Below are 15,541 nucleotides of genomic sequence, written 5' to 3'. Positions count from 1 at the left end.
GACTCTACAGAAGCCGGGTCAGCGGCCCTTCGCGGCTCGCGCGGCCTCACGCTCCGCGCGCAGCCGATCCAGCTTTTCCTTCAGCTTGATCTCCAGGCCGCGCGGCACCGGGTTGTAGTACACCCGTTCGCCCATCGCGTCCGGAAAACCGGTCTGGTCCAGCGCGATGCCTCCTTCGGCATCGTGGTCGTACTGGTATTCGGCGCCGTAGCCCAGTTCCTTCATCAGCTTGGTCGGCGCATTGCGCAGGTGCAGAGGCACTTCTTCGGTACCGCTCTGGCGCACGTCGGCCTTGGCCTGGTTGAACGCAGCGTAGCCGGCGTTCGACTTGGCGGTGCTGGCCAGGTACAGCACCAACTGGGCGAACGCGAGCTCGCCTTCCGGGCTGCCCAGCCGCTCGTAGATGTCCCAGGCTTCCAGCGCCATGCTCTGCGCGCGCGGATCGGCCAGGCCGATGTCCTCGATGGCCATGCGGGTCAGCCGGCGCGCGAGATAGGACGGATCGCAGCCGCCATCGAGCATGCGGGTCAGCCAGTACAGCGCAGCATCGGGGTTGGAGCTGCGCACGGACTTGTGCAGCGCCGAAATCTGGTCGTAGAACTGCTCGCCGCCCTTGTCGAAGCGGCGGGTACGGTCGGCCAGCACCTGGGTCAGGGTCTGCGGGGCGATGCGACCACCCTCCCCGCCCGCCAGTTCTGCGGCGATTTCCAACAGGGTCAGCGCACGGCGCACGTCACCATCGGCAGCGGTGGCGATTTCCAGCAGCAGTTCGGGAGCGACCTCGATGCCTTCTTCGCCCAGGCCGCGTTCGCGGTCGCCCAGTGCGCGTTCCAGCGCTTCGACGATATCGGTTGGTGATACCGCTTCCAGCACATGCACGCGGCAACGCGACAGCAGCGCCGAATTCAGCTCGAACGATGGATTCTCGGTGGTGGCACCGACGAACAGGATGGTGCCGCGCTCGATATGCGGCAGGAACGCATCCTGCTGCGCCTTGTTGAAGCGATGTACCTCATCCACGAACAGCACGGTGCGGCGGCCTTCGGCGAAGCGTTGCGCGGCCTCGGCGAGCACCTGGCGCACCTCCGGCAGCCCGGACAGCACGGCAGAGATGGCGCGGAATTCCGCATCGGAGTACTCGGCCAGCAGCAGCGCCAGCGTGGTCTTGCCGCAGCCGGGCGGCCCCCACAGGATCATCGAATGCACGCGACCGGATTCGACTGCACGGCGCAGTGCGCTCTCCGGCGCCAGCAGGCGCTTCTGCCCGACCATTTCGTCCAGGGTGCGCGGGCGCATGCGCTCGGCCAGCGGGCGCAGATGTTCCCGATCAACACTCAGCAGATCGGGGCCGGGGAAGGAAGTTGAACGATGTCTTGCCACCCGCTCATTGTACCGCGCCGCCCAACGGTAGCGCCGGGGCGTGCCCGGCGGGCGGGACGCGATGTCCGGTCGTGCCGTCCGCTGGCCGGCAGATCAAAAGCATGTCAACCAAGGTTGACACCCACCAAGGTGGTGCCGGTTAGCACCCACCAGAGCAGGTAGCGCCGGGCCATGCCCGGCGACCGCCATCAATTACCGATAACGTCGGTGCCCTTCGGCGGGGTGAAGCTGAAGGTGCCGGCAGCAAAGCCTGGATTGCGCTTCCAGCCACTGAAGCTGATCACGGTGCGCTGGCCAACCGCATCGGTGATTTCCATCTTGGCCAGGCCCTGGGCATTGAAGCCCAGCGCGGCGTACTGGAAGCTGGCCTCGGTCTCGCGCTTCGGCGACAGCGACAGCCACTGCAGGCCATCGCGCTGCGCGGCCTCTTCGCTGACGTCGTACTGCTGTTCCAGCAGCGCCGGGTTGATCAGCGCGGTCAGCGGGCTGTTCTGCTCTTCCTTGCCCTGCTCGCGCACGGTGGCCTGCTCCAGGTCCGGCTCGTACATCCAGACTTTTCTACCGTCGGCTACGATCAGCTGCTCGTGCGGGCGCACGTATTCCCAGCGGAACAGGCGCGGCGCCGACAGGGCCACGCGACCGCTGGTCGATTCCTTCACCTTGCCGCGGCTGTCGAACACCTGCTGGCTGAACTGGCCATCCAGGCCCTTCAGGCCGCTGGTGAAAGCCTTGAGGTCATCGCGGGCGCCAGCCCAGGCACTGCCGGCGGCGGCGCAGGCCACGGCCAGGGTGGTGGTAGCAAGGAAACGGCGGAAGCGGACGTTCATGCGGAAATCCTGTGGGCACGCAGGCCAGGGAAGTTGGGTGTGAGTGTGCCCGGTGCAAGCTGAATGGGCGATCAGGGCGACATTATGCCGCCCTGATCGTCGAACGGCGATGCACGCACGAAGGCGGCTTCATCCACGCAGGGCGCGGATCTACTTCAGCCGGCCGTACAGCACCTGGCCGCGGAAGCCGCGACGCACTTCGCGGTACAGCGCGCGGAACGCGGGGTAGTCCTGCGGCTGGCACAGCGCCTCAGGCCCACGCACCGCGTTCTGCCGCAAGCGGTGGTGCACGATCACGTCCTGGCCCTCGCGGCTCCAGTCCACGCGGTATTCGCCAGCGGCATTGGCAAAGCGCTGGCTGGCCGGAATGGCGATGATCGGCGCATTGGCCGGGAACTGCAGGCGATAGGTTTCCTCGCGCAAGCTGGCATTGCAGTAGAACGGCGTCTCGTTGGCCGGCGCCGAGGCGGTAGCGTACAAGCCACGCACCGACTCGCCACCCGGCGGGTCCGGCACGGCCATGCCGCCGGCCACGCTGAAGTCGGCGTAGTCCTCGGCCTGGAACGCCATGCGATAGCCGAAGGGCCGGGTCAGGTCGACCGGCACGCCCTGGATCTGCAGCTGCCCTCGCCCGTCGAAACCGGACGCGGCCATGATCTGCTCCTCGGCGCGCGCACGGTTCTGCGCGTTGAGCTGGGAGAACTGGGCGCGCATGCCGATCTCGGCGTTCTCGCCCAGCTTCGGAATCGTCTCGCCGCGCAGGTTGCCGTTGGCGTCGAAGGTGAAACGCACTTCCATTGAGGTGGCGTTACGCTCCGGCGTGTTGGCCGGGGTGCGCGCCAGCGTGGCGTCACGGGTACGCATCACCGGTGCACCCAGGTCACCCTCTGGCAGCTGACCGAAGCGCGCCCACGCGGTGGTCGAATCCAGGTACAGATCGAATTCGGGAATGTAGGTGATGGCGTGGTTGAAGCGGCCCAGCACCGGAATCTTCGGCAGCGTCGGGCCACCGCCCGCACCGATCAGCACCGGCGAGCTGGCGATGCCCTTGGCCGCCAGCAGCGCCTCCAGGATCGTCACATGGTCCTTGCAGTCGCCGTAGTGGTTGTCGAGGATGCTCTGCGCGCTGTTCGGCTCCAGGCCGCCGTTGCCCAGGTACACCGCCACATAGCGGATGTTCTGCGCGACCCAGCGATACAGCGCATCAGCCTGCTCGCGGCGGTCACTGATGCCGGCGGTGATTTCATCAGCCAGCGCCTGCAGCGCCGGGGTCACCTCGGCCGCCGGGCCCGCCTTGAGCTGGTAGGCGCGCCCCATCTGCGACCAGTCACGATACGTGCTGGCCATGATGTTCGGGCCGAACTCCCAGCCCGCCGCCGACCAGTTCTGCGCCGGCATCGCCTCACGACGCTGGTAGCGCCAGCGCCATTGCGCCTGGCCGTTCTTCACCGTCGGCCGGTCACTGCCCTGCACGCCGCGGCTGTCGACGAACATCGGCAGGTTGGCCGGCGCACTCAGGGTGACCTCGGCGTCCTCGTACTCGGTGAAGACGTTGAAGGTCTCCCACAGGCCGAAATATCCCGGGAAGTACGGCGTGGCCTGGGTGCGGCGCACCTGGTAGTACAGGCGCGTGCCCGGGGCCAGGTTCGGGAACACGATCACCCGCACCTTGCGGTCGGCATACATCGCCGCCGAGGCGCTGGAGTAGCTCTCCTGCGTGTAGATGCGGTCGGCCGGCACGTCGCGGCGCTGGCCATCGGCGGTGATGGTGTAGGCACCGAGCACTTCCAGCGTCTCCATCTTTTCGCTGTAGCTCAGCCGCACCTGGCTGAACTGCTCGACGGAGGCCTTGGTCTTGAGAAGGACTTCGTAGGTTTCGGTCTGCACATTGCCCGCGTCCGGCCGGACCTGGTAGTCGGCGCGGTAACGGACAATGCTGAAATTATTGCTGGCTTCGGTATCGCCGCTGGTGGAAGGCGGCGCCGTGGCGGGCGCGGAGGTGGCGGTTTCTGCCAGTGCCGGGCCAGCAGCCAGGAAGGCTGCCAGCGCCAGCGCCAGCGCGCTTGGTACGCGGTGAAGCATGCGTCGGTTCCTTGGACGTCGTGGGGGATACGTCGGGTCTTACTTCGGCGGCGGCGGTGCCAGCACCGTGCGGTCGCCGTTGTGCTCGGGCGGGCTGACCACGCCGGCCGCTTCCATGGCCTCGATCAGTCGCGCTGCACGGTTGTAGCCGATCTTCAGCCGGCGCTGCACGCCGGAAATCGAGGCACGGCGGGTCTCGGTGACCACCCGCAGTGCTTCGTCATACAACGGGTCGGACTCGTCGCCGGCCGCACTGGTCTCGGGCAGGCCGGTGGCACCGACGACCACGCCGTCGCCCATCGTCTGCACCTCATCCAGCACCCCGTCGACATAGTCGGCCGGGCCCATCGCCTTGAGGTGCTCGACCACGCGATGCACTTCGTCATCGGACACGAACGCACCATGCACGCGCTCGGGCAGCGCGGTGCCCGGCGGCAGGTACAGCATGTCGCCGTGGCCCAGCAGTGTTTCCGCGCCGGACTGGTCGAGGATGGTGCGCGAGTCGATCTTGGAGCTGACCTGGAAGGCGATACGGGTCGGGATGTTGGCCTTGATCAGGCCGGTGATCACGTCCACCGACGGGCGCTGCGTGGCCAGGATCAGGTGGATGCCGGCCGCACGCGCCTTCTGCGCCAGGCGCGCGATCAGCTCTTCCACCTTCTTGCCGACGATCATCATCATGTCGGCGAATTCGTCGATGAAGATGACGATGAAGGGGAGAGTTTCCAGCGGACGCGGCGCCTCGCCCAGCTCCGGGTTCGGCTTGAACAGCGGGTCCATCAGCGGCTGGCCCGCGTCCTGGGCTTCCTTCACCTTCTTGTTGAAGCCAGCCAGGTTGCGCACGCCCACCGCGCTCATCAGCTTGTAGCGGCGCTCCATCTCGGCCACGCACCAGCGCAGGCCGTTGGCGGCCTCCTTCATGTCGGTGACCACCGGCGCCAGCAGGTGCGGAATGCCCTGATAGACGCTCAGCTCGAGCATCTTCGGGTCGATCATCAGCATCCGCAGGTCTTTCGGCGAGGCCTTGAACAACAGGCTCAGGACCATCGCGTTGACCGCCACCGACTTGCCCGAACCGGTGGTGCCGGCCACCAGCAGATGCGGCATGCGCGCCAGGTCGGCCACGGTCGGGCGACCGGCGATGTCCTTGCCCAGCGCCAGGGTCAGTACGCTGGCCGACTTGTCATATTCCTTCGAGCGCAGCAGCTCGGACAGGAAGATCATCTCGCGGGTGACGTTGGGGATTTCCAGGCCGATCACCGACTTGCCCGGAATGACATCGACCACGCGCACCGACTTCACCGACAGGCCACGCGCGATGTCCTTGTCCAGCGAACTGATCTGGCTGACCTTGATACCCGGTGCTGGTTCGATCTCGAAGCGGGTGATGACCGGGCCGGGATTGGCGCCGACCACCTGCGCATCGATGCGGAAGTCCTTCAGCTTGAACTCGATCTGCCGCGACAGGGTTTCCAGTGTTTCTTCGTCGTAGCCCTTGGGCTGCGGCTTGGGATCATCCAGCAGCGCCAGCGGCGGCAGGTCCGAGCCATCACCGTTAACGCCGCGGAACATCGGAATCTGGGTATCGCGCTTGGCCCGATCACTCTTCTCGATCACCGGCTCCGGACGCGGCTCGATCTTCACCGGCTCGCGCTTGGCGCGCACCTCGGCGTCGGCCTTGCGTACTTCCTGGCGTTCCTCGCGCATCACCCGGGTCTGCTTCCACTCGGTGACTTCTTCCTTCTTGCGTTGCAGCAACGGCGCCAGCGACATCACGCCGCGGCCGATCTTCTCCATCACCGTGAACCAGGACAGCCCGGTGGCCAGGGTGATCGAGGCCAGCAGCAGCACCAGCACGAACAGGTTCGCCCCCAGCGCGCCGAAGCCCACCGTGAGCGAATTGCCGACCAGCTTGCCGAGGATGCCGCCGGCACTGGCGACATCGCCACTGAACAGGCGCACATGCAGGAAGCCGGTGCCGGCGATCAGGAAACCGACCAGACCGACCAGGCGCAGTGCCGGATCCAGGTCGTTCTCGCTCTTGCTTTCGCGCTTGAGGCCGAACATGGCGATCCACGCCAGCGCGCCGAGCACCACCGGCAGCAGGAAGGCGATGTAGCCGAACAGCTGCAGCAGCACGTCGGCGATCCAGGCGCCGGCGCGGCCGCCCAGGTTGTGCACCGGCGCAACCACGCTGCCGGTGTGCGACCAGCCCGGATCAGTCGCTGAATAGGTGAAAAGACTGGCCGCCAGATACAGCAGGGCCGGCGCGATGGCGATCAGGCCCAGGTCGCGCCAGAGGCGCTGGCGGCGTGGATTGTCGGTCGTCGCCGCCGCGGCCGTGCGACGTGACGCCTTGCTGTCGTCGGACTTGGAGCGTTCGGGGACCTGCTTCGCCACCTTAGACCATACCTTTGGAATGCGCTGTTAGTGATTGATAATAAATGAGACGGCGTCAGTTTTCAGTTATGCGACGTCCGACAGGGCAATCCGAGGGCCGAAACCACTGCTGGATGACGGCGTTCCGTTCATCGGCTTGAATCGCCCTGCCCCAGCCGCCACTCTATGACCAGCCACGGATGCTGCGCAAACATCGCCAGCGCCTTGTCCCATCTACCTTTTCGCGAGTCTACATGAGCACCAGCCTGCCCTCCCGCCACCAGCGCCTCGTCATCCTCGGTTCCGGACCGGCCGGTTGGACCGCCGCCGTCTACGCCGCCCGCGCCAACCTGAAGCCGGTCGTCATCACCGGCCTGCAGCAGGGCGGCCAGCTGATGACCACCACCGAGGTGGACAACTGGCCGGGTGACGCCCACGGCCTGATGGGCCCGGACCTGATGGCGCGCATGCAGGCCCACGCCGAGCGCTTCGAGACCGAGGTCATCTTCGACCACATCCACACCGCCGACCTGTCGCAGCGCCCGTTCAAGCTGATCGGCGACAGCCACGAGTACACCTGCGATGCGCTGATCATCGCCACCGGCGCGACCGCCAAGTACCTGGGCATCCCGACCGAAGAGACCTTCAAGGGCCGCGGCGTCTCCGCCTGCGCCACCTGTGACGGCTTCTTCTACCGCGACCAGGACGTGGTCGTGGTCGGCGGTGGCAACACCGCCGTGGAAGAGGCCCTTTACCTGTCCAACATCGCCCGCAAGGTCTATCTGGTCCACCGCCGCGACACCCTGAAGGCGGAAAAGATCATGCAGGACAAGCTGTTTGCCAAGGTTGCTGCCGGCAAGATCGAGACCGTCTGGCACCACCAGGTGGAGGAAGTGCTGGGCAACGACGCCGGCGTGACCGGCGTGCGCGTGAAGTCGACGCTGGACGGCAGTACCCGTGACATCGACGCCCACGGCTTCTTCGTGGCCATCGGCCACCATCCGAATACCCAGCTGTTCGACGGCCAGCTGGCGATGAACAACGGCTACCTGGAGATCCGCTCGGGCTTGGGCGGCAACGCCACCCAGACCTCGGTGGAAGGCGTGTTCGCTGCCGGCGATGTGGCCGACCAGCACTACCGCCAGGCGATCACTTCGGCCGGCTTCGGCTGCATGGCCGCCCTGGACGCCGAGCGCTACCTGGACGCCCAGGGCAAGGCCAGCTGAGAGGCTGACCCGCTCCTGCAGGGTCGAGCCACGCCCGACTCCGGATGATAGGCCGACGCCAGTGCGTCGGCCTTTCTGTTTCATCTGCCCTATCCTTCCCCCATGCCTTCCCCCCGCTTTCTCGACTCCCTGCAGTCCATCGCCGCGACCGACTGGGATGCCCTGCACGACGGCCGCAACCCCTTCGTCAGCCATGCCTTCCTTTCCGGGCTTGAACAGCACGGTTGCCTGCGCGAGGACTGGGGCTGGCAGGCCCGGCACTTCACGCTCTGGGAAGGCAACACCTTGGTCGGCGCCATTCCGGGCTACCTGAAGACCAACTCTCACGGCGAGTTCGTGTTCGACCATGCGTGGGCCAACGCGTATGCGCGGCATGGCCGCGACTACTATCCGAAGTGGCTGGGCGCAGTACCTTACTCGCCGGTCACTGGCCCGCGGTTGTTGGCACGTCAAGATTCAGGGCGCGCCGCCCTGCTTTCGGCATTGCGCGAGGCCCTGCCCGCGCTGGAGGTATCCTCGGCCCATATCAACTTCCACACCGCAGTGGACGAGGCCCTGTTCGGCGATGACTGGCTGCTGCGCGAGGACGTGCAGTTCCAGTGGCAGAACCCGGGTGACTGGGCGACATTCGAGCAGTTCCTCGGTGCGATGAACCACAAGCATCGGAAGAACATCCGCCAGGAACGGGCCAAGGTCACCCGCCAAGGCATCAGCTTCCGCGTGGTACACGGCGATGAAGCCAGCCGTGCCGACCTGCAGGCGATGTACCGCTTTTACCTGCAGACCTTCCTCGAGTACGGCAACGCCCCGGCACTGACCGAGGCCTTCCTGCGCCATCTGGCCATTTCATTGGGACGCGGACTGGTGCTGTTCCTGGCCGAACAGGACGGCGAGCCGATTGCCGGCGCGCTGTGCCTGCGCGGTGGCGACACGCTGTACGGCCGCTACTGGGGTGGCGCTACCCTGCCCGGCCTGCATTTCGAGGCCTGTTACTACCAGGGCATCGAGTACTGCCTGCGCGAAGGCCTGAGCCGTTTCGAGCCCGGCGCTCAGGGCGAGCACAAGCTGGCGCGTGGCTTCCTGCCGACGCTGGTACGCAGCCGGCACTGGGTGGCCGACGCGGATTTCGCAGAAGCACTGCAGGACTGGTGCCGGCAGGAGCGGCGCGATGTACGTCGCTACCAGCAGGAGCTGCAAGGGCATGGGCCGTTCCGCGTAGAGCCGTAGAATAGGGCCGGATGAGGCACCCGGAAAGGTGTGCCAACCAAGATTGGCACCGTCAGCGCGTGCGCATCCCAGTCGCATCACCACGGCGAATACAATGCCGGCATGACCCGCCAGCTGCCCTGGCGCCTGGCCGATGCGCCGGACGCTCCCTTCCCTCCGGCCGAGACCGCACTGCGCCAGCCCGACGGCCTGCTCGCGGTGGGCGGCGACCTGCATCCGGCGCGCCTGCTCAACGCCTATGCCGGCGGCATCTTCCCGTGGTTCAGCGAGGGCGAGCCTATCCTGTGGTGGTCGCCCGACCCACGCATGGTGTTCCGCACCGATGGCGTGCACCTGTCCAGCCGGTTCCGCCGCCAGTTGCGTGGCTGCGACTGGGAGATCACCGCCGACACCGCCTTCAGTCGTGTGATGCGAGCCTGCGCCGCAGCACCGCGGCCGGGCCAGGACGGCACGTGGATCAGCCCGGCGATGGTTGAGGCCTACAGTCAGTTGCACGATCTAGGCTTCGCCCATTCCTTCGAGGTCTGGGATCGGCAGACGCTGGTCGGCGGCATCTACGGTGTGGCGATCGGCGCCATGTTCTTCGGTGAGAGCATGTTCAGTGGCGCCAGCGGCGGCTCCAAGATCGCCCTGGCCGCCCTGGCATCCACCCTGCATGGTTGGGGCTGGGAACTGATCGATGCCCAGGTGGAGAATCCGCATCTGCTGCGGATGGGCGCCGAGCATCTGCCGCGGGCGGTATTTCTGGATCACGCGCGCCAGGCCGTACGCAGCAAGGGCCGTGAAGGACCTTGGACGCGGGCGGTTGGACGCCTGCCGGCACGGGATTTGGCAGGGGGTTAACACAAACTTTGCAAGCAGCGCCGGTCACGCGTAAAATACTGCGCCTTAGGCCCAGCGTGGCCGTTTTCTGAACCGCACAGGACTACATGTCGAAAGACGATTCCATCGAGTTCGAGGGCACCGTCAGCGAGACGCTGCCGAACACCACTTTCCGCGTTCGCCTGGAGAATGGGCACGAGATCATCGCCCATATCTCCGGCCGCATGCGCAAGAACTACATCCGCATCCTTACCGGTGACCGGGTCAAGGTTGAAATGACCCCGTACGACCTGACCAAGGGTCGTATCACCTACCGCATGAAGTAAGCGGTCGGCGCATTGCGCCACTCCGACAGGGCCGGCCTCGCTTCCGGCCCTTTGTCGTGCACGGAATAAAGTCAAAGTCTCCGGGGTCGTTCGATTTTCGTCCTTGTCTGAAATCCAGCAGCGCGCGGGAACCCTAGACTCTACGCGTTCTTCACACGAGGCCTTGCGTGCATGACTTACCTGATCGTACTTGACCCGCAGTCCGTCACCAGCCGCTGCTACGCCAGCAAGGGCCCGGACGGCACCTGGTTCGGTCAGCCCTGCCTGGTCTGCACCAGCATGGACGCCTCGCATCCCCTGTACCTGGCCGTGCAGCGCGAGATATCGCATATGGGCAGTACGCTCAAGCAGCGCCTGCACATTCCGCACGAGGCGGTCGCCTTTGTCATCGAAGACGGCGGCGACCAGGGCCGGCAACAGGGGTTCCGCTCGATCGCGGCCTGATGCGCCAAAGGTCATCGTGACCGATCTCACCGTGGCGTCGGTCAGCCCTGCTTGCGGCAGATTCGCATTTGCAGCGGCGGCGGCATCCTGGGATCCGATCCAGTCCGGATCGCCGCCCCTGCCCCGCCATGAACCTGTCTTCCCTGCTGGTCCCCCTGGCTTTGTCTGCCATCACCCTGGTGGCGCCGCCCGCCCATGCCGCTGGCACCCCGCCGGCGCAATGCGTACCACTGACCGGCGAACAGCAGATCGTTCGCGCCGGCGCTGACAGGAACGTCCTGCTTCGCTCCGGCGAAGACCACTATGTGGTGCATTTCCGCAACAGCTGCCCTTCTGCCGTGCTGGCCACCCGCCTCGGCTTCAAGACCGACGGCAAGGAGGCTGACCAGCTGTGCAGCGAGGGCCGAAGCGCACTGGACACCGGTCGCGGCAGCTGCGAGGTCGCGCGCATCGAGCCGATCGATGCCGGGCGGTTCACGCGCGAAGCGCGCCGCCGCAGCCGGTGACAGCAGACAGGACAAGGGCGGCCGAAGCCGCCCTTGTCATTCCCAGTCCTCACGCCAAACCTGTGGCTCAGCTCACTCTACCGTGACCGGCAGCAGCCGCTCCGGCTCGGCCTGGGTCTCGACCACCAGTTCGTCGTCGCGAACATCGATGCTCACCTTGCCACCGTTGACCAGCTTGCCGAACAGCAGCTCGTCGGCCAGCGGACGCTTGATCTTGTCCTGGATCACGCGGGCCATCGGGCGCGCACCCATCAGCGGGTCGAAGCCGTGGTGGGCCAGCCAGTCGCGGGCGGTCGGGGTGGCCGACAGGCTCACGTGCTTGTCCTGCAGCAACATCTCCAGCTCGATCAGGAACTTGTCGACCACGCGCAGGATGTGCTCGAAGCCCAGCGCCTGGAACTGCACCACCGCATCGAGGCGGTTGCGGAACTCCGGGGTGAAGCTGCGGCGGATGGTCTCCATCGCATCGGTGGCATGGTCCTGCTTGGTGAAGCCGATCGAGCGCCGCGAGGCCTGTGCCGCGCCGGCATTGGTGGTCATCACCAGCACCACGTTCTTGAAGTTGGCTTCACGACCGTTGGTATCGGTCAGCACGCCGCGGTCCATCACCTGCAGCAGGATGTTGAAGATGTCCGGGTGCGCCTTCTCGATCTCGTCCAGCAGCAGCACGCAGTGCGGTGTCTTGACGATCTTCTCGGTCAGCAGGCCGCCCTGGTCGAAGCCGACATAGCCCGGAGGGGCGCCGATCAGGCGGCTGATCGAATGCGGCTCCATGTACTCGGACATGTCGAAGCGGACCAGCTCGATGCCCAGCTGCAGCGCCAGCTGTTTGGTCACCTCGGTCTTGCCGACGCCGGTCGGGCCGGCGAACAGGAAGTTGCCGATCGGCTTCTCCGGGTTGCCCAGGCCCGAGCGGGCCAGCTTGATCGCCGAGGACAGCGTCTCGATCGCCGGATCCTGCCCGAAGATCACCATCTTCAGGTTGCGCTCCAGATGCTGCAGCACGTCCTTGTCGGTGGCGCTGACCTGCTTGGTCGGGATACGCGCCATCTTGGCCACGATCGCTTCCACTTCCTCGACGTCGATCAGCTCCTTGCGCTGGCCTTCCGGCAGCAGGCGCTGGCGGGCACCGGCCTCGTCGATCACGTCGATGGCCTTGTCCGGCAGCAGGCGGTCGCCGATGTGCTTCACCGACAGGTCCACCGCCGCCTGCAGCGCTTCGTCCGAATAGGTCACGCTGTGGTGCAGCTCGTATTTGGACTTCAGGCCCTGCAGGATCTCGTAGGCCTCGCCCACGGTCGGCTCTACGATATCAATCTTCTGGAAGCGACGGGCCAGCGCCCGGTCTTTCTCGAAGATGCCGCGATATTCCTGGAAGGTGGTCGAGCCGATGCAGCGCAGCTCGCCGGAGGCCAGCGCCGGCTTGATCAGGTTGGACGCATCCATGGTGCCACCCGACGCCGAGCCGGCGCCGATGATGGTGTGGATCTCGTCGATGAACAGCACTGCGTTGGGCACCTTCTTCAGCGCGGTCAGTACGCCCTTCAGCCGCTTCTCGAAGTCGCCGCGGTACTTGGTGCCGGCCACCAGCGCGCCCAGGTCGAGCGAGTAGATCACCGCGTCGGCCAGCACGTCGGGTACCGAGCCCTCGACGATGCGGCGGGCCAGGCCTTCGGCGATGGCGGTCTTGCCCACGCCAGCCTCGCCCACGTACAGCGGATTGTTCTTGCGGCGGCGGCACAGGACCTGGATGGTGCGCTCGATCTCATCGCCACGACCGACCAGCGGATCGATGCGGCCGGACCGGGCCTGTTCGTTGAGGTTGCTGGCGAATTCGGTCAGGGCATCGCCCTTCGGCTCACCCTCCCCGCCTTCCATGCGGCCCTCGCCGTCGGAGTTGGAGGACGGCTGTTCGCCTTCCTCGCCCAGCTTGGCGATGCCGTGGGACAGGTAATTGACCACATCCAGCCGGGTGACATCCTGCTGGTTGAGGTAGTAGACGGCGTGGGAGTCCTTTTCGCCGAAGATGGCGACCAGCACGTTGGCGCCGGTGACCTCCTTCTTGCCCGAGGACTGCACGTGGTACACGGCCCGCTGCAGCACCCGCTGGAAGCCCAGGGTCGGCTGGGTGTCACGGCCGTCATCCTCGGCCAGGCGGGACACCGAGGCCTCGATGGCCTGCTCCAGCTCCTGGCGCAGGCGTTCGGCGTCGGCACCACAGGCCTTCAGTACGGCCTGGGCGGACGGGTTGTCGAGCAGTGCCAACAGCAGGTGTTCGACCGTCATGAACTCATGCCGGGCCTCACGGGCGCGCTTGTAGCACTGGCCGATGGTGTGTTCGAGGTCTTTGCTGAACATGGATTACTCCGGCGGCAGATGGGAACAATATGCGGCCTGACTACGCGATTTCCATCACCCTAGCGGATTGCTGCGTTCAGATGGCGTTAGCACTGCAGAACGCTTGATCTTCATTCACTCCAGAAGACCTCAACCGGCATGAGCGAACCCTACCTGAGCCGCTGGCGATTGCGGCGTGATGGCCCGGCCATCTGCACGCCCCACGCCCGGCTCTGGCCGGTGCTGACCGCTGCCGGCGCGCCGGCGATGCTGAAGATCAGCAGCGAAAGGGAGGAGCAGAACAGCTACCGCCTGCTGCGCTGGTGGGACGGTGATGGCGCTGCCCGCCTGCTGGCCCACGAGGGGCCGGCAATCCTGATCGAGCGCGCCGAAGGCGATTCGCTGCGGCAACGTTCAATCGCGGGCGACGATGACGCCTGCACCACGGTCCTGTGCCAGGTCCTGCAGCGGCTGCACCGGCCACGGAGCGCGCGCCCAGCGGAACTGGTCTGCCTGCGTAGATGGTTCGCCGACCTGCTGCAGCCAAGGGCTGCGCTGCCGCCACTGCTGGAACAGTGCAGATCACTGGCGGAGGGGGTGCTGCGTGACGAACAGGAGATCCAGCCGCTGCACGGCGACCTGCACCACGACAACGTGCTCGACTTCGGCGCGCGCGGCTGGCTGGCGATCGACCCGAAGCGGCTGCTGGGCGATCGCGCGTTCGATTACACGGCGCTGTTCAGCAACCCGGATCTCTGCGGCCCGGGCATCCACATTGCGACGCGGCCCGAGCGGTTTGCCGCCCGGCTGGAACAGGTCACTGCGCTGGCCGGCCTGGAACGTACGCGCCTGCTGCGCTGGATCGCCGCCAGTGCGGGGCTGTCTGCGGTATGGTTCAGGGATGATAGCGACCCTGCCGAGGTCGACGAGGCCGTGGCACGGATGGCGCTGGAGGCGCTGGCGGAAGCGTGATCCGGCTGTAGAGCCGAGCCTGCGCTCGGCTGCTCTGCCAGCGATCTGGATACCTGCACGAACAGCAGCCGAGCATGGGCTCGGCTCTACAAAAGGCCGGTCAGGCCTTCTCCATCGTGCACAGCAGCGGATGCTGGTTCATCCGCGAATACTCGTTGACCTGGGCCACCTTGGTCTCGGCCACTTCGCGGGTGAACACCCCGCACACGCCGCGGCCGCGGGTATGGACGTGGAGCATCACCTGCGTGGCCTTGTCCAGGTCCATGTTGAAGAACTGCTGGAGCACGTCCACCACGAAATCCATCGGGGTGTAGTCGTCATTGAGCAGCATCACCTGGTAGAACGGCGGCGGCGCCACTTCCGGGCGCGCAGGTTCTACGGCAACGCCGTGCTCGTGCTGGGAATCGGGGGAGGACTCATGGGGCATCCGTCCATTATAGAGGCTCGGAGAAGCCTGCGTCGGCCCGCCGCAGATTGGACGGCACGCACGGCCGCCGTCACAATTGCATCTTCTCTCAACACTGTTTCACAGGATCTTCATGAAAAGGACCCTTCTTACCGCCCTGTTGATCGCCCTGGCTCCTGTCGGCGCCGCCACCGCCGCAACCACCGCCGACAAGTCCGTGGGCCGCCACCTGGACAAGCTGGGCTATACCTATGAAGTCGACGAGGACGGCGACTACCGCATGGTCTTCGACGTCGAGGGGGACCGCACCCAGATGGTCTACGTGCGCTCGGCGGTGGAAGATTTCGGCAGCCACAACATCCGCGAGATCTGGTCGCCGGCGTACAACGCCAAGACCAAGCAGTTCCCGGTGGCCGTGGCCAACCGCCTGCTGGAAGATTCGCAGGACGCCAAGATGGGCGGCTGGGTCAAGCAGGACACCACCGCCATGTTCGTGGTGAAGATCGATGCCGATGCCACCCCGGACCAGCTCAGCGACGCCATCGATGCGGCCATCCGCACCGCCGACGCGATGGAGCTGGAGCTGACCAAGAAGGACGAGTTCTGA

The 15,541-nt window shown here is 66.1% G+C and carries 14 protein-coding genes; 8 read left to right on the top strand and 6 right to left on the bottom strand.

What is annotated here, in order from left to right; translation table 11 throughout:
- Nucleotides 1-18: 18 nt before the first annotated feature.
- The 4 genes from BN1263_RS05540 to BN1263_RS05525 all read right to left on the bottom strand — a co-directional run bounded on the left by BN1263_RS05540 (nt 19) and on the right by BN1263_RS05525 (nt 6,689).
- Nucleotides 19-1,296, bottom strand: a complete 1,278-nt coding sequence (locus BN1263_RS05540) for a replication-associated recombination protein A (RefSeq protein WP_260832915.1) — start codon at nt 1,294-1,296, stop codon at nt 19-21.
- 272 nt (nt 1,297-1,568) lie between these two features.
- A complete protein-coding gene (gene lolA / locus BN1263_RS05535) occupies nt 1,569-2,207 on the bottom strand; it encodes an outer membrane lipoprotein periplasmic chaperone LolA (protein WP_058980076.1) in 639 nt (212 codons plus the stop codon).
- Between the two features lie 150 nt (nt 2,208-2,357).
- Nucleotides 2,358-4,289 (bottom strand): DUF3857 domain-containing protein, encoded by a 1,932-nt coding sequence (locus BN1263_RS05530; RefSeq protein WP_058980073.1) that lies wholly within the window; start codon nt 4,287-4,289, stop codon nt 2,358-2,360.
- A gap of 39 nt (nt 4,290-4,328) precedes the next feature.
- The gene (locus BN1263_RS05525; protein ID WP_058980071.1) at nt 4,329-6,689 is read right to left on the bottom strand and encodes a DNA translocase FtsK; all 2,361 of its coding nucleotides are present in this window, start codon (nt 6,687-6,689) and stop codon (nt 4,329-4,331) included.
- Nucleotides 6,690-6,922: 233 nt separating this feature from the next.
- Here BN1263_RS05525 and trxB point away from each other — a divergent pair, with 233 nt between their 5' ends.
- The 6 genes from trxB (at nt 6,923) to BN1263_RS05495 (ending at nt 11,219) form a co-directional block, all read left to right on the top strand.
- Nucleotides 6,923-7,894, top strand: a complete 972-nt coding sequence (gene trxB / locus BN1263_RS05520) for a thioredoxin-disulfide reductase (protein ID WP_019659647.1) — start codon at nt 6,923-6,925, stop codon at nt 7,892-7,894.
- A 102-nt stretch (nt 7,895-7,996) separates the two neighbouring features.
- Nucleotides 7,997-9,121: a GNAT family N-acetyltransferase gene (locus tag BN1263_RS05515; RefSeq protein ID WP_058980070.1), complete on the top strand. Its 1,125-nt coding sequence runs from the start codon at nt 7,997-7,999 to the stop codon at nt 9,119-9,121.
- A gap of 102 nt (nt 9,122-9,223) precedes the next feature.
- Nucleotides 9,224-9,964, top strand: a complete 741-nt coding sequence (aat, locus tag BN1263_RS05510; RefSeq protein ID WP_058980084.1) for a leucyl/phenylalanyl-tRNA--protein transferase — start codon at nt 9,224-9,226, stop codon at nt 9,962-9,964.
- A gap of 86 nt (nt 9,965-10,050) precedes the next feature.
- Nucleotides 10,051-10,269 (top strand): translation initiation factor IF-1, encoded by a 219-nt coding sequence (gene infA, locus BN1263_RS05505; protein WP_005409596.1) that lies wholly within the window; start codon nt 10,051-10,053, stop codon nt 10,267-10,269.
- 171 nt (nt 10,270-10,440) lie between these two features.
- The gene (locus tag BN1263_RS05500; RefSeq protein ID WP_058980068.1) at nt 10,441-10,713 is read left to right on the top strand and encodes a hypothetical protein; all 273 of its coding nucleotides are present in this window, start codon (nt 10,441-10,443) and stop codon (nt 10,711-10,713) included.
- 128 nt (nt 10,714-10,841) lie between these two features.
- Nucleotides 10,842-11,219: a hypothetical protein gene (locus BN1263_RS05495; RefSeq protein ID WP_058980066.1), complete on the top strand. Its 378-nt coding sequence runs from the start codon at nt 10,842-10,844 to the stop codon at nt 11,217-11,219.
- 72 nt (nt 11,220-11,291) lie between these two features.
- On the opposite strand, the gene clpA is transcribed toward BN1263_RS05495, so the two are convergent.
- The gene (gene clpA / locus BN1263_RS05490) at nt 11,292-13,577 is read right to left on the bottom strand and encodes an ATP-dependent Clp protease ATP-binding subunit ClpA (RefSeq protein WP_058980065.1); all 2,286 of its coding nucleotides are present in this window, start codon (nt 13,575-13,577) and stop codon (nt 11,292-11,294) included.
- A gap of 138 nt (nt 13,578-13,715) precedes the next feature.
- Here clpA and BN1263_RS05485 point away from each other — a divergent pair, with 138 nt between their 5' ends.
- Nucleotides 13,716-14,528: an APH(6) family putative aminoglycoside O-phosphotransferase gene (locus tag BN1263_RS05485; protein WP_058980063.1), complete on the top strand. Its 813-nt coding sequence runs from the start codon at nt 13,716-13,718 to the stop codon at nt 14,526-14,528.
- A gap of 100 nt (nt 14,529-14,628) precedes the next feature.
- Here the strand turns inward: BN1263_RS05485 and clpS are convergent, their stop codons facing one another.
- Nucleotides 14,629-14,955, bottom strand: coding sequence for an ATP-dependent Clp protease adapter ClpS (gene clpS / locus BN1263_RS05480; RefSeq protein ID WP_019659637.1), 327 nt, complete (start codon nt 14,953-14,955; stop codon nt 14,629-14,631).
- 112 nt (nt 14,956-15,067) lie between these two features.
- Here clpS and BN1263_RS05475 point away from each other — a divergent pair, with 112 nt between their 5' ends.
- A complete protein-coding gene (locus BN1263_RS05475) occupies nt 15,068-15,541 on the top strand; it encodes a hypothetical protein (protein WP_058980062.1) in 474 nt (157 codons plus the stop codon).

The organism is Stenotrophomonas thermophila (assembly GCF_001499715.1).
In the GTDB taxonomy this organism is placed as follows: Bacteria; Pseudomonadota; Gammaproteobacteria; order Xanthomonadales; family Xanthomonadaceae; genus Stenotrophomonas; species Stenotrophomonas hibiscicola.
The sequence above is the reverse complement of the archived record's forward strand: the minus strand, read 5'-3'. Positions and strand labels throughout refer to the sequence as shown.

Excerpts from the sequence above, each read along its gene's own strand:
- BN1263_RS05540 (WP_260832915.1), bottom strand. The coding sequence starts at position 1,296 with ATGCGCCCGCGCACCCTGGACGAAATGGTCGGGCAGAAGCGCCTGCTG.
- lolA (WP_058980076.1), bottom strand. The coding sequence starts at position 2,207 with ATGAACGTCCGCTTCCGCCGTTTCCTTGCTACCACCACCCTGGCCGTG.
- BN1263_RS05530 (WP_058980073.1), bottom strand. The coding sequence starts at position 4,289 with ATGCTTCACCGCGTACCAAGCGCGCTGGCGCTGGCGCTGGCAGCCTTC.
- trxB (WP_019659647.1), top strand. The coding sequence starts at position 6,923 with ATGAGCACCAGCCTGCCCTCCCGCCACCAGCGCCTCGTCATCCTCGGT.
- BN1263_RS05515 (WP_058980070.1), top strand. The coding sequence starts at position 7,997 with ATGCCTTCCCCCCGCTTTCTCGACTCCCTGCAGTCCATCGCCGCGACC.
- aat (WP_058980084.1), top strand. The coding sequence starts at position 9,224 with ATGACCCGCCAGCTGCCCTGGCGCCTGGCCGATGCGCCGGACGCTCCC.
- infA (WP_005409596.1), top strand. The coding sequence starts at position 10,051 with ATGTCGAAAGACGATTCCATCGAGTTCGAGGGCACCGTCAGCGAGACG.
- BN1263_RS05500 (WP_058980068.1), top strand. The coding sequence starts at position 10,441 with ATGACTTACCTGATCGTACTTGACCCGCAGTCCGTCACCAGCCGCTGC.
- BN1263_RS05495 (WP_058980066.1), top strand. The coding sequence starts at position 10,842 with ATGAACCTGTCTTCCCTGCTGGTCCCCCTGGCTTTGTCTGCCATCACC.
- clpA (WP_058980065.1), bottom strand. The coding sequence starts at position 13,577 with ATGTTCAGCAAAGACCTCGAACACACCATCGGCCAGTGCTACAAGCGC.
- BN1263_RS05485 (WP_058980063.1), top strand. The coding sequence starts at position 13,716 with ATGAGCGAACCCTACCTGAGCCGCTGGCGATTGCGGCGTGATGGCCCG.
- clpS (WP_019659637.1), bottom strand. The coding sequence starts at position 14,955 with ATGCCCCATGAGTCCTCCCCCGATTCCCAGCACGAGCACGGCGTTGCC.
- BN1263_RS05475 (WP_058980062.1), top strand. The coding sequence starts at position 15,068 with ATGAAAAGGACCCTTCTTACCGCCCTGTTGATCGCCCTGGCTCCTGTC.